This window comes from Pantoea osteomyelitidis, from assembly GCF_044342975.1.
GTDB classification, from domain to species: Bacteria; Pseudomonadota; Gammaproteobacteria; order Enterobacterales; family Enterobacteriaceae; genus Pantoea; species Pantoea osteomyelitidis.
On record NZ_JBGFSN010000005.1, the window covers coordinates 434,785 to 454,214 of the forward strand.

The window sequence follows — 19,430 nt, forward strand, 5'->3', positions numbered from 1 at the left end:
GAGGATTGTTTGATGTCCAGTCGTGCCATGTTTATCTTTGCAGCCATCAGCGGTTTTGTGCTGGTGGCTTTTGGCGCTTTCGGCGCTCACGTTTTGAGTAAGTCTCTGGGTCAGCCAGAAATGGCGTGGATTCATACCGGCCTGGAGTACCAGGCATACCATACGCTGGCGATTATCGGCCTCGGAGCAGCCATGCTGCGCCGGGCGAATATCTGGTTTTACTGGAGCAGCGCGTTTCTGGCCTTAGGCACCGTGCTGTTCAGCGGCAGTCTCTATTGCCTGGCGCTGTCGCACCTGAGTTTTTGGGTGTTTGTTACGCCGGTTGGCGGCTTTTGCTTCCTGATCGGTTGGTTTTTGATGTTGATTGGCGCGCTGCGTCTGAAACGAAAGGCAGATCGCCATGAATAAAGTGTTGTTGTATTGCCGCCCCGGTTTTGAAAAAGAGTGCGCAGCGGAAATCAGCGCCAAAGCCGCAGAGCAGGAAGTTTATGGCTTTGCGCGCGTCAAAGAGAACTCTGGCTATGTGCTGTTCGAATGCTATCAGCATGAGGAAGCGGATAAACTGGTGCGTCAGCTGCCGTTCAGTCAGTTGATTTTTGCCCGTCAGATGCTGGTAGTCGGCGAGCTGCTGCGCGATCTGCCGCCGGAAGATCGTATTTCGCCAATCGTGGGCATGTTGACCGGCGTTGTCGAGAAGGGCGGCGAGCTGCGCGTCGAGGTGCCCGATACCAACGAGGCGAAAGAGCTGACGAAATTTTGCCGTAAGTTTACCGTGCCGCTGCGCGCCAGCCTGCGCGACAGCCAGATTTTGCTCAACTATGAGAGCGCGAAACGCCCGGTGGTACATGTCTTCTTTATCGCGCCCGGCACCTGCTATGTGGGATACTCTTACGCCGATAATAATTCCCCCTTCTATATGGGCATTCCGCGCCTGAAATTCCCGGCCGATGCGCCCAGCCGTTCTACGTTAAAGCTGGAAGAGGCGTTCCATGTTTTCATTCCTGCCGATGAGTGGGATGAGCGTCTGGCGAGCGGGATGTATGCGGTCGATCTCGGCGCCTGCCCTGGCGGCTGGACTTATCAGCTGGTGAAGCGCAGCATGATGGTCTGCGCGGTGGACAATGGCCCGATGGCGCCCAGCCTGATGGATACCGGGCAGGTGATGCATTATCGCGAAGATGGCTTTCGCTTTCGCCCGCCGCGCAGCAACATCACCTGGCTGGTCTGCGACATGGTGGAAAAGCCGGTGCGCGTGGCGAATCTGATGACCGAATGGCTGGTTAACGGCTGGTGCCGCGAAGCGATTTTCAACCTCAAGCTGCCTATGAAAAAGCGCTACGAAGAGGTAACGCAGAATCTGGCGATGATTGACCAGAAGCTGAAAGAGCAGGGGATCAATGCGCAGATTCAGGCGCGTCAGCTCTATCACGATCGTGAAGAGGTCACGGTACATATTCGTCGCATCTGGAGCGCTCAGCCTGGCCGCCGCGACGAGCGCTGATTTTCAGGCTGAGCGCACCGCTCAGCCCTGATAGCGCAGGGTTTTCAGGTTGCCTTGCAACCTGAGATCTCGTTTCAGCGTAGAGACCTGGCGACAAATTTCCGCCATCTCCCGCTGCGCCAGCAGCTTTTCCCGCCACTTTTCCGGCACCGCCGGTAAATTTTGATAAATCCCGTCGAGCGAGCCAAACTGCAGCAGCAGTTCGCGGGCGCTTTTCGGCCCGATGCCTGTCACGCCCGGAATTTTGCTGCTGCTGATACCGCATAACCCCCAGTAATCGGGCAGCTGCTGCGGCGTCACGCCAAACTCTTTTTCAATAAAGGGCACATCCAGCCAGCGTTTCTGAAAGTAGTCGCGAATGCGAATCTCCGGCGCCAGCAGCTGACAATAGCCTTTGTCGGTGGAGACAATGGTGGCGTGATGGCCCGCTTGCGCCATTTTTACCGCCAGCGTCGCCGCCAGATCGTCCGCCTCATCGCTTTCCGCCACCCAGTCGCTGACGCCTGCCGCACGAAATGCGGCCTGGATCGCGGGGAGTTCGGCCTGAAGATCGTCCGGCATCGGCGGACGGCCCGCTTTGTAATCACTCAGCAGCTGATGTCGCCAACCTTCGTGACGGAGCGCGCTGTCAAAAACGGCGACCGCATGGGTCGGCTGCGTGTGACCCAGCAGTTGACGCAGGGCGGCAAGGCAACCTTCCTGACAGGGCGATCCCTGAACAGCATGAATACGGCGGATGAGATTTAACGCATCCACAATAAGAAGATGAAAAGCCATGGCAGAAAAGGGCAGCCAGCTGGCTGCCTCCTGAGTTATTTAATGATTTCGTAGCAGGGAATATAGGCGGTACCCGGCAGCTTCATGCGATGCTGGGCGACAAAGCCCTGCAGCAGTTCATCCATGCGGTGCATGATGTCCGCATCGCCATGCAGCTTATACGGCCCTTTTTCACGGATTTCACGGATACCCATCTCTTTCACGTTGCCCGCCACAATGCCGGAGAAGGCGCGGCGCAGATCCGCCGCCAGTTTTTCCGCTGGCTGATTAGTGTAGAGATTCAGGTTTGCCATGTTTTCATGCGTGGGCAGGAACGGCTGCTGCAAATCCTGCACGATGCGGATGGACCAGTTGAAGCTGTACGCATCGCCGGTTTCACGACGGTACTCTTTCACCTGCGGCATCGCCTGTCTCATCTGACGCGCCACTTCCGCCGCGTCATCAATGATGATGGTGTAATGCCTTCTCGCCTGCTCGCCGAGGGTGCTGACGATAAAATCATCCAGCACGCGGAAATAGTCCGCGCTCTCTTTCGGGCCGGTGAGTATCAGCGGCAGAACCTGATCCTCATTCTGCGGGTTCATCAGAATGCCGAGCAGATAGAGCAGCTCTTCCGCCGTGCCGACGCCGCCAGGGAAGATCACGATGCCGTGCGCGATGCGCACAAAGGCTTCGAGGCGCTTTTCAATATCCGGCATGATAATCAGCTCATTCACCAGCGGATTTGGCGGCTCGGCAGCGATAATCGAAGGCTCAGTGAGACCAATAAAGCGGCTGTCGCGGTAGCGCTGTTGGGCGTGGCCCACCGCAGCGCCTTTCATCGGCGCTTCCATTACGCCCGGCCCGCAGCCGGTGCAGATGTTCAGCTCACGCAGGCCCAGCTGCGTACCGACATTGCGACAATATTGATACTCCACGGCGTTAATCGAGTGGCCGCCCCAGCAGACCACGGTATTCGGGTATTCGCCAACATGCAGCGCGCGGGCGTTACGCAGAAGAGAAAAAACCTGGTTGGTGATCTGCGCGGAATCTTCCGGATCGGAATCCTGAAGGCGTCCCGCGCTGGAGAGCTGACCATTCACAAACAGGATATCGCGCAGCACTGCAAACAGGTTTGCCTGTAGCGAGCGGATAATACGTTCGTCAACAAACGCTTCTTCTGGTGGGTTGATCAGTTCAAGCTTGACGCCGCGCTCACGGCGCAACACGTTAATATCAAAATTTTCGAAGCGGGAAAGTAGTTCGTGGCTACTGTCGGTTTGACTACCGGAATTGAGCACGGCAAGAGAACAGTTACGAAACAGCTGGTAAAGGTCGCTGCTGGCCGTGCGTTTCAGCATATCGACTTCCAGCTGGGAAAGCAGATCCATCGAGCCCAAAGGGCTGATATGTGTAATCAAGTGAACTCCTTTACACCCGCCAGGGTGACTGATGACGCTGCGCTCAAAACATTCGGCGCGCAGCGACGGAAATCCCTGGTCGGCGGCCCGTGACGACCGCCGCCTTCATCAGAGTAGCCTTGTCGGCTGCGGTTACTCAAGTGAATCTGCACACGAGGCCATCAGCCTGCGAGAGATCTCGCAAATGCTTACTGGCGTACCAGACGTGAAAAGCCGGGAGAGAAAGGAACATTGCTGCGCCAGGGATTAATATCCAGGCCGCCGCGACGCGTATAGCGTGCGTAAACGGTCAATGCCTGCGGCTGGCAGAAGCGTTGAATATCATTAAAAATACGCTCCACGCACTGTTCGTGAAATTCGTTATGCTGGCGAAACGAAATCAGATAGCGCAGCAGAGCTTCGCGATCGATACGCGGACCACGATAACGAATCATCACCGATCCCCAGTCTGGCTGGTTTGTGATCAGACAGTTTGACTTCAGCAGATGGCTGACCAGCGTTTCTTCGATCGCTTCCGGCCCGGCTGCGTTCTCAAGATAGCTGGCGTTAAAGGCGTAGTCATCGATAGTGATATCCTGCTCATCAATGCAATGACCAGCGAACTGGCCGATGGGCTGCCCCTCAATTTCACTCAGGCGAAACAGGGCCACGCGCACCTCTCCCTGCGCGCAGGCGCTGAGATCGCGTTCCAGCGTCTGACGTACCTCGCCCCAGTCGGCAAATTTTGTCTGATTAAAGCTGTTAAGATAGAGCTTGAAGCTTTTCGACTCGATAAGATTCTGGCTGCGCGCGCAGAGGATAACTTCGCCCACGGCGACCTGCGGCACGCCTTTGCTGTTCAGCCAGGAGAGTTCATAGAGCGTCCAGATATCGGCGCCCTGAAACGGCAAGCTGTCAGGATAAAGCCCAAGCGGCTCGCGGTTCAGGCTGCGCGGCACCGCCTGTAACAGGCTACTGTCGTAATGGTCGTAATAGGCAGTGGGTTTGCCTAAGGTCAGGCCGCTCAGCGCCTGATGGCGGTCGTAAGAAGACATAACGGTTACCACAAAATTTAGCAAAGTGGGTAGTGTAACCCAACAGAAGTGAGAATATGAATGATGCAGCAGACAGCTGATGCGCTGCGTGACTTTACGTTGCGCTATTTAACACACTGGCAACAGACGCAGGGTCATCTTCCGGCCAGCGAAGATCTTTTTGGCGTGCCTTCACCCTGCATCAGCGAGACGCGCGGCGAACAGGTCCTCTGGCAACCGCAACCCTTCTCGTTACCCGCTTCACTGGATGCGGTAGAGCGGGCGCTGGAAATTCGCCTGCAACCTGATATTACGGCATTTTATACCAGTCAGTTCGCTGGCGATATGCGCGCGCAGTGCGGACAGCGCGAGCTGAACCTGCTTCAGGTATGGAGCGAGGCGGACTTTGTTCGCATGCAGGAAAATCTTATCGGTCATCTGGTGATGAAACGGCGTTTAAAAGAGACGCCGACGCTGTTTATTGCCACTACCGAGTCAGATACTGAAATTGTCTCGGTATGTAACCTTAGCGGTGAGGTTGTTATTGAACAGCCTGGCGTGAAAAAAAGAGAAGTTCTGTCCAGTGGAATTGAGACATTTCTTATAAGTTTACAACCGGTTAGTGGATGAGATGCAGATATTGACTTCTGTTGCTGTGAGAGATCTCTTACATGCTTTGTGAGAGATCGTCATTTCATTTTGCAGCCTTTCAGAATGCCCATATGTAAAAATATTGTGAATCATGGACTTAGGGGGGCTGACTTATTTTTAGTCATTAAAAAGGTTTTGTAACACTTTTTCGTATCTTGTTTCCTGAGGGAATTTTGTCAAAATAAGCATCGTTGGCAGGAAGCCACAGGATTGAGACGCTTTCAGAAGAGAGCGAGTCAGGATGACCAGGAACGTAACGGAGTTTACGGCACAGGGAAGGCTTTAGGAAGAAGCAGGACGCTCAGGATTGAGTAAGGGACACCTCCAGGACGGAGAAAGAGAGCTACACAGGATGTGTCGCGGGCCAGGATGCCAAAGGATGAACGTCATGACGACGCGCGAGAGGATTTCGCACAGGACTAGTTTTCATGGATGAGCAGGGAGCATCAGGGTAGCTGGATGGCTGCAAACGAACCGGGAGCACTGTTTTTACAGTGCTCCTTTTTTTATGGGAATTTTTTGTCCGCGTCGTGACAAGTGATATGCTTGCCGCCCGATTTTTACAGGCATTCGGAGGTGGCGTATGACGCCGGAACAATTGATTACCCAGCGGCTGCAACAGGTTGAACAGGTGATGCGTGAGCACCATCTCTGGCAGAGCGAATCACCTGCCGCCCACGCCTTCAACAGCACCGAACCTTTTTGTCTCGATACCCTGCAACCCCTTGAGTGGCTGCAATGGGTATTGATCCCGCGCATGCACGCGCTGATCGCCGCCCGCAATCCGTTACCTGAAAAGTTTGCGATTGCGCCCTATTTTGAGGTGGCGCTGGATCATACGACGCCGGGCCGCGTGCCGCTGCTGCTCAGCCTGAACAAGTTGGATGCGCAGTTTCTGGACGATGCCCGCTGATGCTGGAAATTATTTATCAGGACGAATGGCTGGTTGCCGTCAACAAGCCAGCGGGTTGGCTGGTACACCGCAGCTGGCTCGATCGCAAAGAAAAAGTGGTAGTGATGCAAACGGTGCGCGATCAGATCGGACAGCATGTGTTTACAGCGCACCGTCTCGATCGACCCACCTCCGGCGTACTGCTGATGGGGCTGTCAAGCGAGGTTGGGCGTTTGCTGTCGCAACAGTTTGAGCAGCATCAGATTCAGAAAACCTACCATGCGCTGCTGCGCGGCTGGCTGCAACAAAGCGGCACGCTCGATTATCCTCTGGTTGAAGAGCTGGATAAAATCGCCGATAAATTTGCCACTGAGGAGCGCAGCGCGCAGCCTGCGATGACCGATTATCGCGCCCTGGCCTGCACGGAAATGCCGGTGGCGATTGGTCGTTATCCCACCGCCCGCTACAGCCTGGTGGAACTCTCGCCGCGTACCGGCCGCAAGCACCAGCTGCGTCGTCATATGGCCCACCTGCGCCATCCGATTATTGGCGATACCACCCATGGCGATCTGCGACAAAATCGCGGCGCGGCTGAACATTTTGGCTGCCAGCGTCTGATGCTGCACGCCAGCGCGCTGACCCTGAACCATCCGGTTACCGGGGAGCCTTTAGTTATTCGCGCCGGGCTCGATGGCGTCTGGCAAAAAATGATGCAGCAGTTTGGCTGGCAGGAAATGATCCCTGATGTTCCCAGGGTTGAGTTTGCGCCTGAGGCGAGTCAGGATAGCATTTCAGAATAAGGAGAGCGCGAATGGCAAAAATCGGCATTTTTGTGGGTACGGTATACGGTAACGCCCTGTTGGTGGCTGAAGAGGCGGAGCCTGCATTACAGGCGCAGGGCCATGAGGTGAAGATCTTTGAAGATGCAACCCTGGCGCAGTGGCAAAATTACAGCAGCGATGTGGCGTTGGTGATCACCTCCACCACCGGGCAGGGAGATTTTCCGGACAGCATCGCTGGCCTGTTTCACGCTGTGAAAGATAAGCTGGGTCATCAGCCTGAGTTGCGCTACGGCGTGATTGCGCTGGGCGACAGCAGCTATGACACCTTCTGCGGCGCGGGAAAAACCTTTGATGCGTTGCTGCAGGAGCAGGGCGCGCAGCGCGTCGGCGACATCCTGCTGGTGGATGCTACGGAACACCCTGAGCCGGAAAGCGTTACCTCTCCCTGGGTTGAGGCGTGGGGAAAACTGCTCTGAATCCTGAATGCCCCTCCCAACAAACGGGAGAGGCAATAAAAACGTGCTTGATTTTCAGGTCACCGGCGCCGGATTAAATACCGCCAGCTGGTTGCGGATGCCCCAGCGATCGGACCAGGTCTGTTTGCGCCCGCTGGCAATATCCAGAATCAGTTCAAACAGTCGCCAGCCGACCTGCTCAATGGTCTCTTCGCCGGTAGCGATGGTGCCCGCGTTAATATCCATCAGGTCGTGCCAGCGCTCCGCCAGCGCATTACGCGTGGCCATTTTGATCACCGGAATCGCCGCCAGGCCGTAGGGCGTGCCGCGTCCGGTGGTGAACACCTGTAGCGTAATGCCCGACGCCATCTGCTGCGTGCCGCAGACAAAATCGCTGGCCGGGGTCGCTGCGTAAATCAGGCCGCGTTTGGTCGGGCGTTGACCTGGCGACAGGACTTCAACAATCGCGCTGCGCCCCGATTTGGCAATCGAACCCAGCGCCTTCTCCACAACATTGGCGAGTCCGCCTTTTTTATTGCCGGGGGAGGGATTGGCGCTGCGGTCAGTTTTGCCCTGATCAAGATAGTCGTCGTACCAGGCCATCTCCTCCAGCAGCCGTTTGCCCACCGCTTCGTCTGTGACGCGCGGCGTCAGCAGATGAATGGCGTCACGCACTTCGGTCACTTCAGAAAACATCACCGTTGCGCCGCAGCGCACCAGCAGGTCGGAAGCAAAGCCAACGGCGGGATTAGCGGTTACGCCGGAAAAGGCGTCGCTGCCGCCGCACTGCGTACCAACGATCAGCTCGGATGCCGGGCAATTTTCCCGCGTGCGCTGGTTAAGACGTTGCAGATGGCGCTCGGCAACCTGAAGAATCTCTTCCACCATCGCGGCAAATCCCACCAGCCGCTCATCCTGCAAACGCACAATATCTTCGTCGCCCAGCGAAATTGGCTGCACGTCCGGCGTGCCGGTAAGCAGGCGCTCTGGCTGGAGCTTTTCACAACCCAGGCTGATGATCATCACCTCGCCGCCAAAATTGGCGTTGAGTGCCAGGTTGTGGATGGTGCGAATCGGCACCACGGCTGCCGGAGCATTTATCGCCACGCCGCAGCCATAAAGGTGATTCAGCGCGACCACGCCATCAACGTTAGGGTATTTCGGCAGCAGATCGCGCTCGATGATCTGTACGACGTAATCGGTCACGCCCGCCACGCAGTGAACGCTGGTGGTAATGCCCAACAGGTTACGCGTGCCGACGCTGCCGTCCGCGTTGCGGTAGCCTTCAAAGGTATAGCCTTCCAGCGGCGGCAGAGCGGGGGGCACGTTATTCGCCAGCGGCAGGCTGTCGAGCGGCGGGGCTTCGGGCAGCGCGACCAGCGACTCGTCAATCCAGCTGCCGCGCGCAATGTCACGCAGCGCATAGCCGATCACTTCGCCGTAACGCACAATCTCCGCGCCGCGGGCGATCGCCTGCAGGGCGACTTTATGGCCCTGCGGCACATGTTCGGTGAGTTGCAGACCATCAGCAAAGGTGGTGTCGGCCGGTAATCCCAGGTTGTTAACCACGATAGCCACATTATCGGCCTCGTGAACTTTGATATAGAGCGGTTGCTCGGTAAGAGTTCGCTTCATCGCTCGCCTTCCAGTCAATCGCGCCGTACGCAGCGGCGCGCTGTAATAAAGTTATTTGTCTAACGATCATGGTTGCCAGAAATGAGTATAAAGAGCAGCCAGTGGCGAAGCATTGTGCAATTGACTGGCTTTAAGCTGCTTTATTCACCATTTTTGGTACGTTTTTCCAAAAGCAAGTGAAGGGACTCACAAAGCCTTGATGGCGTGTTCAATTATTGTTCAAAAAGGAAGTTTAAAAGTTTGTTCCGTGAGCCATAACGCAGCAATATGGGCGAATGCCATAAAAACAGCTTTATTACCGCTTAATCCTCAGGCGTTACGCCAATGCCTCGCCCCGGTTCCGTTCTTATACTGGCTATCGTTTACACAACGTTAGGTTATTTGTCACGACGCATCACTGGTTTGCCCATTACTAATCGCCGTGTTTAACCCAACATCATTCTGATACCCAACGCGATGTGTATGCAGTCAGAGTGAATGTAGCGCAGGCTATATCTCAGGAGTGCAACATGAATACAGTTAGCCAGACTGCGGAAAAGGTGCAAAAACGCACCAATGCCCGCTACTGGATTGTGGTGATGTTATTTATCGTCACCTCTTTCAACTACGGTGACCGCGCTACCATTTCGATTGCCGGTTCCGCCATGTCTAAGGATATCGGTCTGGATTCAGTCGGACTGGGCTATATCTTCTCGGCGTTCTCATGGGCTTATGTTATCGGCCAAATACCGGGCGGCTGGCTGCTCGACCGCTTCGGCTCAAAACGCGTTTACTTCTGGAGCATCTTCACCTGGTCGCTGTTTACCCTGCTGCAGGGCTTTGTGGGTATCTTCAGCGGTTTCGGCATTATCGCTTCGCTGTTCATGCTGCGTTTTATGGTCGGCCTGGCCGAAGCGCCATCCTTCCCTGGCAACAGCCGTATTGTTGCGGCCTGGTTCCCGGCGCAGGAACGCGGCACCGCAGTGGCGATTTTCAACTCCGCGCAATATTTCGCCACGGTTATCTTTGCGCCAATCATGGGCTGGCTGGTCGCTGAGGTGGGCTGGGCGCATGTGTTCTGGTTTATGGGCGGTCTCGGCATCATCCTCAGCTTTATCTGGCTGAAAGTGATTCACGATCCCAATGACCATCCAGGGGTGAATAAAGCCGAACTGGAGTACATGGAGCAGGGCGGTGCGCTGATCAATATGGATGCGAAAAAGTCCGAGCACAAAGTGAGCTGGAATGAAAAGTGGTTCCAGATTAAACAGCTGCTCTCCTCGCGCATGATGATAGGTATCTATCTCGGCCAGTACTGCATCAATGCGCTGACCTACTTCTTTATCACCTGGTTCCCGGTCTATCTGGTGCAGGCGCGCGGCATGTCGATCCTGAAAGCGGGGATGATAGCGTCGATTCCGGCAATCTGCGGTTTCCTTGGCGGCATACTGGGCGGTGTTATCTCCGACTACCTGATGCGTAAAACCGGCTCGCTCAATATCGCGCGCAAAACGCCTATCGTGCTTGGCATGCTGCTCTCCATCAGCATGGTGATGTGTAACTACAGCGACACTGAGTGGGTAGTGGTGTTCTTTATGGCGCTCGCCTTCTTCGGTAAAGGCATCGGCGCGCTGGGCTGGGCGGTAATGGCGGATACCGCGCCGAAAGAGATCAGCGGCCTGAGCGGCGGCCTGTTCAATATGTTCGGCAACTTATCTGGCATCGTGACGCCTATCGCTATCGGCTACATCATCGCCGCCAGCGGCTCGTTTGAAGGCGCACTGGTCTATGTCGGCATCCATGCCTTCGTCGCCGCGTTCAGTTTCCTGGTCATTGCGGGCGATATCAAACGTATCGAACTGAAACATCGGACATAAGGATAGAGTATGACTACGCAAAGCACGCCGGTTATCACCGATATGCAGGTGATTCCGGTCGCCGGATACGACAGCATGCTGCTGAACATCGGCGGCGCCCACAGCGCCTGCTTTACCCGCAATATCGTGGTGCTGACCGACAACGCCGGCCATACCGGCGTAGGCGAAGCGCCGGGCGGCGAAACCATCTACCGGACGCTGATGGAAGCGATTCCGCAGGTAAAAGGCCAGCAGGTGGCGCGTATGAACCGTCTGGTACAGCAGGTGCATAAGGGCAATCAGTCGGCGGATTTCGACACCTTCGGCAAAGGCGCCTGGACGTTTGAACTGCGCGTCAATGCGGTAGCCGCGCTGGAAGCGGCGCTGCTTGACCTGCTTGGCCAGGCGCTTGGCGTGCCGGTAGCGGAGCTGCTCGGGCCGGGCCAGCAGCGTGATGAGGTTACGGTGCTGGGCTATCTCTTCTATATCGGCGATCGACGCAAAACCGACCTGCCTTATCTGAGCGGCGAACAGGCGAGCCATGAATGGTATCACCTGCGCCATCAGCAGGCGCTGGACAGCGAGGCGGTGGTGAGGCTGGCGGAAGCGGCGCAGGACAAATATGGCTTTAAGGATTTCAAGCTCAAGGGCGGCGTGCTGCCCGGCGAGCAGGAGATTGAGACGGCTTCCGCCCTGAAAAAACGTTTTCCCGATGCGCGCATCACCGTGGACCCCAACGGCGCCTGGCTGCTGGATGAGGCGATCGGCCTGTGTAAAGGGATGCAGGATGTGCTGACCTATGCGGAAGATCCCTGCGGCGCTGAACAGGGCTACTCTGGCCGGGAAGTGATGGCGGAGTTTCGCCGCGCCACCGGCCTGCCGGTCGCCACTAACATGATCGCCACCAACTGGCGCGAAATGAATCATGCCGTGATGCTGAACGCGGTCGATATCCCGCTGGCAGATCCGCACTTCTGGACGATGAACGGCGCGGTGCGCGTTGCGCAGCTGTGCGACGACTGGGGCCTGACCTGGGGCTGCCACTCCAACAACCACTTCGATATTTCCCTGGCGATGTTTACCCATGTGGGCGCGGCAGCGCCGGGTAATCCCACGGCCATCGATACGCACTGGATTTGGCAGGAAGGCGACCAGCGCCTGACCAAAGAGCCGCTGCAGATCCGCAACGGCAAGATCGCCGTACCGGACAAGCCTGGCCTCGGCGTTGAGCTGGACTGGGATCGCCTGCGTCAGGCGCACGCGCTCTATCAATCGCTGCCCGCCGGCGCGCGTAACGACGCCACGGCGATGCAGTATCTGGTTCCCGGTTGGACTTTCGACCGCAAGCGCCCGGCGTTTGGCCGCGCAACAGCATAAAGGAGCAGAAGATGAGTACCACACCTAAAGTCACATCAATGCAGGTGATCCCGGTTGCGGGGTACGACAGCATGCTACTGAACCTGAGCGGGGCGCACGCGCCGTTCTTTACCCGCAATATCGTGATTATCAAGGATAACGCGGGCCATACCGGCGTGGGCGAAATTCCTGGCGGCGAGAAGATCCGGCAGACGCTGGAAGATGCCGCCGCGCTGGTGGTGCAGAAACCGATCGGCGAATACAAAAATATCCTGGGCCTGGTGCGCAGTACCTTTGCCGACCGCGATGCGGGCGGGCGCGGCGCGCAAACCTTCGATCTGCGCACCACCATCCATGTGGTGACCGGCATTGAAGCGGCGCTGCTGGACCTGCTGGGGCAGCATCTGGAAGTAAACGTCGCCAGCCTGCTGGGCGATGGTCAGCAGCGCGACCGCGTAGAAATGCTCGGCTACCTGTTTTATATCGGCGACCGCACCAAAACGGATCTGCCTTATCAAAGCCAGCCGGATGAGAAATGCGACTGGTATCGCCTGCGTCATGAAGAGGCGCTGACGCCGGACGCGGTGGTGCGCCTGGCGGAAGCGGCGTACGAGAAATATGGCTTCAACGATTTCAAACTCAAGGGCGGCGTGCTGCGCGGCGGCGAAGAGGCGGAAGCCGTCACCGCGCTGGCGCAGCGTTTCCCAGAGGCGCGCATTACTCTCGATCCCAACGGCGCCTGGTCGCTCAATGAAGCGATTCTGCTGGGCAAACAGCTAAAAAACGTGCTGGCCTATGCGGAAGATCCCTGCGGCGCCGAGCAGGGCTACTCTGGCCGGGAAGTGATGGCGGAATTCCGTCGCGCCACCGGCCTGCCTACCGCGACCAATATGATCGCCACCGACTGGCGTCAGATGGGCCATACCCTGTCGCTGCAGTCGGTGGATATCCCGCTGGCGGATCCGCATTTCTGGACCATGCAGGGTTCGGTGCGGGTCGCGCAGATGTGCCACGATTTTGGCCTGACCTGGGGCTCGCACTCTAACAACCACTTCGACGTCTCACTGGCGATGTTTACCCACGTGGCCGCCGCCGCGCCGGGCGCAATTACCGCCATCGACACCCACTGGATCTGGCAGGAGGGCAATCAGCGCCTGACCAAAGAGCCGCTGCAGATCAAAGGCGGCATGGTGCAGGTGCCGCAGAAACCGGGGCTGGGCGTTGAGCTGGATATGGATCAGGTGATGCAGGCGAATGCGCTGTATCAGAAACATGGGCTTGGCGCGCGCGACGATGCCCAGGCCATGCAGTTCCTCGTACCCGGTTGGACTTTCGATAACAAGCGTCCCTGCCTGGTACGCTAACTTCTTCGACGCCCGCTGCGGGCGTCGTTGTGACAGGAGTAAAAATCATGAGTAATGCATCCTGGCTTAACCCGTTTCGTCAGCGCCTGCTGGCCGGTGAGACGCTCATTGGCAGCTGGTGCGCGCTGGCTAACCCCATCACCACCGAAGTGCTGGGCCTGGCCGGTTTCGACTGGCTGGTGCTGGATGGCGAGCACGCCCCCAATGACATCACGACTTTTGTGCCGCAGCTGATGGCGCTGAAAGGCAGCCCGAGCGCGCCGGTAGTACGTCCGCCCTGCAACGAGCCGGTGATCATTAAGCGACTGCTGGATATCGGCTTTTACAACTTCCTGATCCCCTTTGTGGAAACGGAAGAGGAAGCGCGCCGCGCCGTGGCCTCCACGCGCTATCCGCCTGCCGGGATCCGCGGCGTTTCCGTCTCTCACCGCAGCAATATGTACGGCACGCTGCCCGACTATAACGCCACCGTAAATGACAACATCACGCTGCTGGTGCAGATCGAAACGCAGCAGGCGGTGGATAACATCGACGCGATTGCGGCGGTGGAAGGGGTTGACGGCATTTTTGTCGGACCGGGCGATCTGTCGGCGGCGATGGGCTATCTCGGGCAGCCGGCGCATCCGGAAGTACTGAAGGTGATTAAACATATATTTGAACGCGCGAAAGCGGCGGGGAAACCGAGCGGCATCCTGGCGCCGGTAGAGGCGGATGCGCGTCGCTATCTGGAGTGGGGCGCCGGTTTTGTTGCCATCGGCAGCGATTTAGGGGTTTTCCGCAACGCGACGCAGGCGCTGTGCGACCGTTTTAAGAAGTAACTGACTAAAGGGGAGTATGTCATGAAAATTGGATTTATCGGCCTCGGCATCATGGGCAAACCCATGAGTAAAAATCTGGTGAAAGCGGGCTATAGCCTGGTGGTGCGCGATCACAATCAGCAAAATGAAGCGGAACTCGCGGAGTTGGGCGCAACCGTGGCGAAAACGCCAAAAGAGGTGGCGGAACAGTGCGATGTGGTTATTACCATGGTGCCCAACTCTCCGCAGGTAAAAGAGGTTTGCCTGGGCGAAAACGGCATTATCGACGGCGCAAAACCGGGACTGGTGGTGATCGACATGAGTTCTATCGCGCCGCTGGCGAGCCGCGAAGTGCACGATGTGCTGACGGCAAAACAGGTGAAAATGCTGGATGCGCCGGTGAGCGGCGGCGAGCCGAAAGCGATTGAGGGCACCCTGTCGGTGATGGTCGGCGGCGACAAAGCGGTGTTTGACCAGTGCTACGACATCATGAAGGCGATGGCGGGTTCGGTAGTGCATACCGGCGACATCGGCGCGGGCAATGTCACCAAGCTGGCTAACCAGGTGATTGTGGCGCTGAATATTGCGGCGATGTCAGAGGCGCTGTCGCTGGCAACCAAAGCGGGCGTCAATCCCGATCTGGTCTATCAGGCGATTCGCGGCGGCCTGGCGGGCAGCACGGTGCTGGATGCCAAAGCGCCGATGGTGATGGATCGCAACTTCAAGCCGGGCTTCCGCATCGATCTGCATATCAAAGACCTGGCGAATGCATTGGATACCTCCCACGAGCTTGGCGCGCATCTGCCGCTGACCGCGGCGGTGATGGAGATGATGCAGGCGCTGAAGGCTGATGGCAAAGGCAACGCCGACCATAGCGCGCTGGCCTGCTATTATGAACAGTTAGCGAAGGTCGAGATTTCACGGTAGATCCTGCGTCCGGTATCGACCTTATGCCGGATAGCCTTTCTGCCACGTCAGGACTGGCTTCAGTCAATTATGCGCTCGGATTGCCTATGAAAATCGTTATCGCACCGGATTCATATAAAGAAAGTTTATCTGCTCTGGAAGTGGCCTCAGCGATTGAGGCGGGATTCCGCGACATCTTTCCCGATGCCTGTTATGTCAAACTGCCGGTCGCCGACGGCGGTGAAGGCACGGTAGAGGCGATGGTGGCGGCGACACAGGGAAGCCTCGTCAGACTGGCGGTAACGGGTCCGCTTGGCGCAGAGGTCGATGCTTTTTATGGCCTTTCCGGCGATGAACACACGGCGTTTATTGAAATGGCGGCGGCGAGCGGGCTGGAACTGGTACCGGCAGCACAGCGCGATCCGCTAATCACCACCTCGTACGGTACCGGCGAGCTGATTAGAAACGCCCTCGACAGGGGCGTGGAGCATTTTATTATCGGCATTGGAGGCAGCGCCACCAACGATGGCGGCGCCGGTATGATGCAGGCGCTTGGCGCGCGCCTGCTGGATAAGCAGGGCGAGCAGATCGGTTTTGGCGGCGGCGCGCTGCCCGATCTTGATCGCATCGACATCAGCAACCTTGACGATCGCATCGCACAGTGTCGCTTTGAAGTCGCCTGCGACGTCACCAATCCGCTGACCGGCGATCAAGGGGCTTCGGCGATATTTGGCCCGCAAAAAGGCGCGACGCCTGAGCTGGTACAGCAGCTTGATCGGGCGCTGGCGCACTATGCGGAGATTATTCACCGCGATCTGGATATCGACGTGTTGCATATTCCCGGCGGCGGCGCAGCAGGCGGTATGGGCGCGGCGCTGCACGCTTTTTGTCAGGCAGAGCTGCGGCGCGGCATTGAGATTGTCACCGAAGCGCTGGGTCTGGCAGAGCAGGTCAAAGACGCGACACTGGTGATCACCGGCGAAGGGCGCATCGACAGCCAGACCATCAATGGCAAGGTGCCGATTGGCGTGGCGAAGGTGGCGAAACGTTTTAACAAGCCGGTGATTGGCATCGCGGGCAGCCTGACGGCGGATGTCGGCGTAGTGCACCAGCATGGCGTGGATGCGGTATTCAGCGTGCTTTACAGCATTTGCTCGCTGGAAGAGGCGCTGGGCAACGCCGGGCAGAATGTGCGCATGACGGCGCGTAATATCGCCGCCAGCCTGAAGATCGGTCAATTAATGTGATCCGTCCCTCTCCCGATGGGAGAGGGAAATCATTCGTCCAGCAAGCCTCGCGCTTCCTTCGCCACATTGTCCATCTCATCAATCAGCTCCAGCAGCTCCGGCTCCAGCGCCGCGATATCACTCGCCTGGTGCAGATTTTTCTCCAACTGCTGGCAGAGTTGCTTCATGCGCGGCATCCCGCTGTAGCTGGCGCTGCCGTGCAGCTTATGGATGATTTCGCGCAGCGCGGCGGCATCGTTGGTCGCCATGCCTTTTTCCAGGGTTTCACGCACCTCGGGCATAAAATCGAGCAGCATCTGCAACAGGTCACGTGCCAGTTCCGGCTTGTTGGCGGCCTGGCGTAACGCCAGCGTCCAGTCGAGGGAGGGCGAGACGTGAGGCAATAGCGCTGGCGGCGCGGGCAAAGGGGCATAACGCGCCAGCAGCAGGCTCAGCTTGCTCTCATCGATGGGTTTGGCAAGGTAATCATTCATTCCGGCTTTGATAAGCTGCTCACGCTCGCCGTCGATGGCGTGGGCGGTGACCGCCACAATAGGCGTCCCGGCATGCAGCGGCAGGCTGCGGATAATTTCGCTGGCGCGAATGCCGTCGATTTCCGGCATCTGAATATCCATCAGAATCACGTCCAGTCGCTGCTGACGCGCCTGACGAATCGCCTGTTCCGCGCTGTCGCACAGTACGCTGTTCTCGACCTGCTCCTCCAGCAACGCGCCGATCAGCTTGAGGTTCGCCGGATTGTCATCCACCGCCATCACGGTCAGCGGTAAACGCGGACTGACGGGCAGTTCATCACGCTGGCGGGCATGCAGATCGAGCAGGAGCGGCATCAGGCGCGTCATCGAAACCGGCTTGGCGATGCAGGCGGCAACCCCGCATAACTTCAGCTCGTCGGCGTAGATCATCATCTGGCTCGGCAACGCCATAATCACCGAGTCGGCGCGCTCCAGCAGTGCAGGAATGCGGCCTTCGGCGAAGAGCGCCTGTCGGGTAACGTTGACCGGCATGCCCACCAGCAGAGTGTTGAAGCGCTCGTCGCCGAGCCCTTCCAGCGTGCTGCTGTAATGCACCTGCAACGGCGTGGCGCCCAGCATCTCCAGCACGGCTTTGGCCGCCGCCGGATGGCTCTCGACATAGGCGAGGCGCGACTGATTCAGCGCGTCCAGCACCCGCGGCATGCTGGGGGCGTTAGGGTTAAGATCGAGCTGAATATGCACCCGGAAGGTGGAGCCATGATTAAGGCGGCTGTGGAAAGCGATTTCGCCGCCCATCTCCCTGACCAACCGCTGGGTAATCACCAGGCCAAGGCCGGTGCCGCCGTGACGCCGGGAGATACTGGTATCCGCCTGACGAAACGCCTGGAACAGCTGCGTCTGCTGCTGTTCCGAGATGCCGATGCCGGTATCGTGCACCTGAATCTCCAGCTCGACGCAGGTATTATTTTGCCTGCGTCTCGCCACTTTCAGATCGATGGTGCCATGCTCGGTAAATTTAATGGCGTTACCCATCAGGTTGATCAGAATCTGCTGCAGGCGCAGCGGATCGCCAATCACATTATCCGGCACGGTTTTATCCACACTGACGGTAAGCTCCAGCGCTTTTTCATGCGCGGAAGGGGCCAGCAGCACCAGGGTTTCGTCCAGCGTGGCGCGCAGCGGGAAAGGAATCGACTCCAGCACCAGCCGGCCCGCCTCCAGCTTGGAGAAGTCGAGCACGTCATTGATAATACTCAGCAGATTGTTGGCCGAGCGCTCAATGGTCAGCATATAGTCGCGCTGGGTGGTGCCAAGTCCGGTTTTCAGCATCTGGCGGGTAAAGCCGATCACCCCGTTGAGCGGCGTGCGCAGCTCGTGAGACATGTTCGCCAGAAATTCCGATTTGATGCGCGCCGCTTCCTGCGCGCGCTTTTTCGCCAGATCCAGCTCAACGTTTTGAATCTCTAACTGCTCCAGCGTTTCCCGCAGATCGGAGGTCGCCTGGTCAATGTGGTGCTGCATCTCTTCGTGATAGGCGGTCAGCGACATCGCCATGGCGTTGATGCCATTTTTCAGCATGCTCAGCTCGCCCAGCATATAGCCCTCAACGCGGCTGTCGAGCTGGCCGCGGCGAATGCGGTCCACGGTCGCCACCATGTTGCGAATCGGGCCGGTGACATCACGCATCAGGCGATAGGCGAACAGCATGGCGATACAGAGACAAAAAAGCAGCAGCAGCGTGGCAACAAACACTTCTTTATATTGCTGCAAACGCACCGATTGCAGATCCAGCTCAATTGCCACATAGCCCAGCGGATTGCCGGTCGGCGTTTCATTTGGCGCGGCGCGCTCGGTAACGATTGGCGTACGCAGAATCATCAGGTTGCCGTTACGCTCAATCGAGACATTGTCCGTCAGGCTAGACGGATCTTCTTTTTGCAGCAGGCCGGGCGTCTGAAGATTATTGGAGGTGGTGTACAGACGGTTGTGGTTGTCGAAAACCGCAATGGCGCGGACAATATCGGAATGGCGACGATGCAGCAGGCTGACCAGATGATGAATCGCATCACGATGATTCCCGGTCATGCCATATTCGCTGGAGACCGCCAGCGGCTCGATAATATTGGCACCGGCATCGATCACCTGTCGCTGCAGTTCGTTGTAACGATGTACCACGAAAAAGGTGCTGAGCAGCAGACCAATCATCAGGGTTGGTGCCAGGATCAAAATCATCATTCGCGCCCGCAGGCTGTATTTCGTCATAATAGTCGCCTGGCTACTCCTGGCATTACGATCCCTGTGCATGACGGGAAAACTTCCGTTGCAGGCACACCGTGACAAGTTAAA

General features: G+C 57.5%; 17 protein-coding genes. 12 read left to right on the plus strand and 5 right to left on the minus strand.

Features of this window, described 5'->3' with window-relative positions; translation table 11 throughout:
* The first annotated feature begins 12 nt into the window (after positions 1-12).
* The gene (locus ABU178_RS15655; RefSeq protein WP_397216536.1) at positions 13-408 is read left to right on the plus strand and encodes a DUF423 domain-containing protein; all 396 of its coding nucleotides are present in this window, start codon (positions 13-15) and stop codon (positions 406-408) included.
* On the plus strand, positions 401-1,501 hold the full coding sequence (gene rlmM, locus ABU178_RS15660) for a 23S rRNA (cytidine(2498)-2'-O)-methyltransferase RlmM (RefSeq protein ID WP_397216538.1): 1,101 nt from the start codon (positions 401-403) through the stop codon (positions 1,499-1,501). Before ABU178_RS15655 ends, rlmM begins: the two co-directional genes overlap by 8 nt.
* A gap of 21 nt (positions 1,502-1,522) precedes the next feature.
* Here the strand turns inward: rlmM and xni are convergent, their stop codons facing one another.
* From xni to queF, 3 genes are all read right to left on the minus strand, one after another.
* Positions 1,523-2,278 (minus strand): flap endonuclease Xni, encoded by a 756-nt coding sequence (xni, locus tag ABU178_RS15665; protein ID WP_397216540.1) that lies wholly within the window; start codon positions 2,276-2,278, stop codon positions 1,523-1,525.
* Between the two features lie 35 nt (positions 2,279-2,313).
* Positions 2,314-3,678 (minus strand): nucleotide 5'-monophosphate nucleosidase PpnN, encoded by a 1,365-nt coding sequence (gene ppnN / locus ABU178_RS15670; protein ID WP_397216542.1) that lies wholly within the window; start codon positions 3,676-3,678, stop codon positions 2,314-2,316.
* Between the two features lie 188 nt (positions 3,679-3,866).
* A complete protein-coding gene (gene queF, locus ABU178_RS15675) occupies positions 3,867-4,712 on the minus strand; it encodes an NADPH-dependent 7-cyano-7-deazaguanine reductase QueF (RefSeq protein ID WP_397216544.1) in 846 nt (281 codons plus the stop codon).
* A 60-nt stretch (positions 4,713-4,772) separates the two neighbouring features.
* Here queF and syd point away from each other — a divergent pair, with 60 nt between their 5' ends.
* The 4 genes from syd (at position 4,773) to ABU178_RS15695 (ending at position 7,492) form a co-directional block, all read left to right on the plus strand.
* Positions 4,773-5,321: a SecY-interacting protein gene (syd, locus tag ABU178_RS15680; protein WP_397216546.1), complete on the plus strand. Its 549-nt coding sequence runs from the start codon at positions 4,773-4,775 to the stop codon at positions 5,319-5,321.
* Between the two features lie 604 nt (positions 5,322-5,925).
* Positions 5,926-6,255 carry a YqcC family protein gene (locus ABU178_RS15685; protein WP_397216548.1) on the plus strand — a complete coding sequence of 110 codons (330 nt, stop codon included), beginning with the start codon at positions 5,926-5,928 and terminating at the stop codon, positions 6,253-6,255.
* Positions 6,255-7,034 (plus strand): tRNA pseudouridine(65) synthase TruC, encoded by a 780-nt coding sequence (gene truC, locus ABU178_RS15690; protein WP_397216550.1) that lies wholly within the window; start codon positions 6,255-6,257, stop codon positions 7,032-7,034. The genes ABU178_RS15685 and truC overlap by 1 nt, the downstream gene beginning before the upstream one ends.
* 11 nt (positions 7,035-7,045) lie before the next feature.
* On the plus strand, positions 7,046-7,492 hold the full coding sequence (locus ABU178_RS15695; RefSeq protein ID WP_397216552.1) for a flavodoxin: 447 nt from the start codon (positions 7,046-7,048) through the stop codon (positions 7,490-7,492).
* A 54-nt stretch (positions 7,493-7,546) separates the two neighbouring features.
* Here the strand turns inward: ABU178_RS15695 and garD are convergent, their stop codons facing one another.
* Entirely contained in the window at positions 7,547-9,106 is a 1,560-nt protein-coding gene (gene garD, locus ABU178_RS15700; RefSeq protein ID WP_397216554.1) for a galactarate dehydratase, read from the minus strand.
* Between the two features lie 509 nt (positions 9,107-9,615).
* Here garD and ABU178_RS15705 point away from each other — a divergent pair.
* The 6 genes from ABU178_RS15705 (at position 9,616) to ABU178_RS15730 (ending at position 16,611) form a co-directional block, all read left to right on the plus strand.
* A complete protein-coding gene (locus ABU178_RS15705) occupies positions 9,616-10,962 on the plus strand; it encodes an MFS transporter (protein ID WP_397216556.1) in 1,347 nt (448 codons plus the stop codon).
* A gap of 9 nt (positions 10,963-10,971) precedes the next feature.
* Positions 10,972-12,318, plus strand: coding sequence for an enolase C-terminal domain-like protein (locus ABU178_RS15710; protein WP_397216558.1), 1,347 nt, complete (start codon positions 10,972-10,974; stop codon positions 12,316-12,318).
* An 11-nt stretch (positions 12,319-12,329) separates the two neighbouring features.
* The gene (gudD, locus tag ABU178_RS15715; protein ID WP_397216560.1) at positions 12,330-13,661 is read left to right on the plus strand and encodes a glucarate dehydratase; all 1,332 of its coding nucleotides are present in this window, start codon (positions 12,330-12,332) and stop codon (positions 13,659-13,661) included.
* A 47-nt stretch (positions 13,662-13,708) separates the two neighbouring features.
* Positions 13,709-14,479, plus strand: a complete 771-nt coding sequence (garL, locus tag ABU178_RS15720) for a 2-dehydro-3-deoxyglucarate aldolase (protein WP_397216562.1) — start codon at positions 13,709-13,711, stop codon at positions 14,477-14,479.
* Between the two features lie 21 nt (positions 14,480-14,500).
* Positions 14,501-15,385, plus strand: coding sequence for a 2-hydroxy-3-oxopropionate reductase (garR, locus tag ABU178_RS15725; RefSeq protein ID WP_397216564.1), 885 nt, complete (start codon positions 14,501-14,503; stop codon positions 15,383-15,385).
* An 86-nt stretch (positions 15,386-15,471) separates the two neighbouring features.
* Positions 15,472-16,611 (plus strand): glycerate kinase, encoded by a 1,140-nt coding sequence (locus ABU178_RS15730; protein WP_397216566.1) that lies wholly within the window; start codon positions 15,472-15,474, stop codon positions 16,609-16,611.
* 29 nt (positions 16,612-16,640) lie between these two features.
* Here ABU178_RS15730 and barA read toward each other — a convergent pair whose 3' ends face one another.
* Positions 16,641-19,346, minus strand: coding sequence for a two-component sensor histidine kinase BarA (gene barA / locus ABU178_RS15735; RefSeq protein WP_397216568.1), 2,706 nt, complete (start codon positions 19,344-19,346; stop codon positions 16,641-16,643).
* Positions 19,347-19,430 lie beyond the last annotated feature (84 nt).

Bases quoted from the DNA above. Each gene is read 5' to 3' on its own strand.
- ABU178_RS15655 (WP_397216536.1), top strand. From the start codon at position 13: ATGTCCAGTCGTGCCATGTTTATCTTTGCAGCCATCAGCGGTTTTGTG.
- rlmM (WP_397216538.1), top strand. From the start codon at position 401: ATGAATAAAGTGTTGTTGTATTGCCGCCCCGGTTTTGAAAAAGAGTGC.
- xni (WP_397216540.1), bottom strand. From the start codon at position 2,278: ATGGCTTTTCATCTTCTTATTGTGGATGCGTTAAATCTCATCCGCCGT.
- queF (WP_397216544.1), bottom strand. From the start codon at position 4,712: ATGTCTTCTTACGACCGCCATCAGGCGCTGAGCGGCCTGACCTTAGGC.
- syd (WP_397216546.1), top strand. From the start codon at position 4,773: ATGATGCAGCAGACAGCTGATGCGCTGCGTGACTTTACGTTGCGCTAT.
- ABU178_RS15685 (WP_397216548.1), top strand. From the start codon at position 5,926: ATGACGCCGGAACAATTGATTACCCAGCGGCTGCAACAGGTTGAACAG.
- truC (WP_397216550.1), top strand. From the start codon at position 6,255: ATGCTGGAAATTATTTATCAGGACGAATGGCTGGTTGCCGTCAACAAG.
- ABU178_RS15695 (WP_397216552.1), top strand. From the start codon at position 7,046: ATGGCAAAAATCGGCATTTTTGTGGGTACGGTATACGGTAACGCCCTG.
- garD (WP_397216554.1), bottom strand. From the start codon at position 9,106: ATGAAGCGAACTCTTACCGAGCAACCGCTCTATATCAAAGTTCACGAG.
- ABU178_RS15705 (WP_397216556.1), top strand. From the start codon at position 9,616: ATGAATACAGTTAGCCAGACTGCGGAAAAGGTGCAAAAACGCACCAAT.
- ABU178_RS15710 (WP_397216558.1), top strand. From the start codon at position 10,972: ATGACTACGCAAAGCACGCCGGTTATCACCGATATGCAGGTGATTCCG.
- gudD (WP_397216560.1), top strand. From the start codon at position 12,330: ATGAGTACCACACCTAAAGTCACATCAATGCAGGTGATCCCGGTTGCG.
- garL (WP_397216562.1), top strand. From the start codon at position 13,709: ATGAGTAATGCATCCTGGCTTAACCCGTTTCGTCAGCGCCTGCTGGCC.
- garR (WP_397216564.1), top strand. From the start codon at position 14,501: ATGAAAATTGGATTTATCGGCCTCGGCATCATGGGCAAACCCATGAGT.
- ABU178_RS15730 (WP_397216566.1), top strand. From the start codon at position 15,472: ATGAAAATCGTTATCGCACCGGATTCATATAAAGAAAGTTTATCTGCT.
- barA (WP_397216568.1), bottom strand. From the start codon at position 19,346: ATGACGAAATACAGCCTGCGGGCGCGAATGATGATTTTGATCCTGGCA.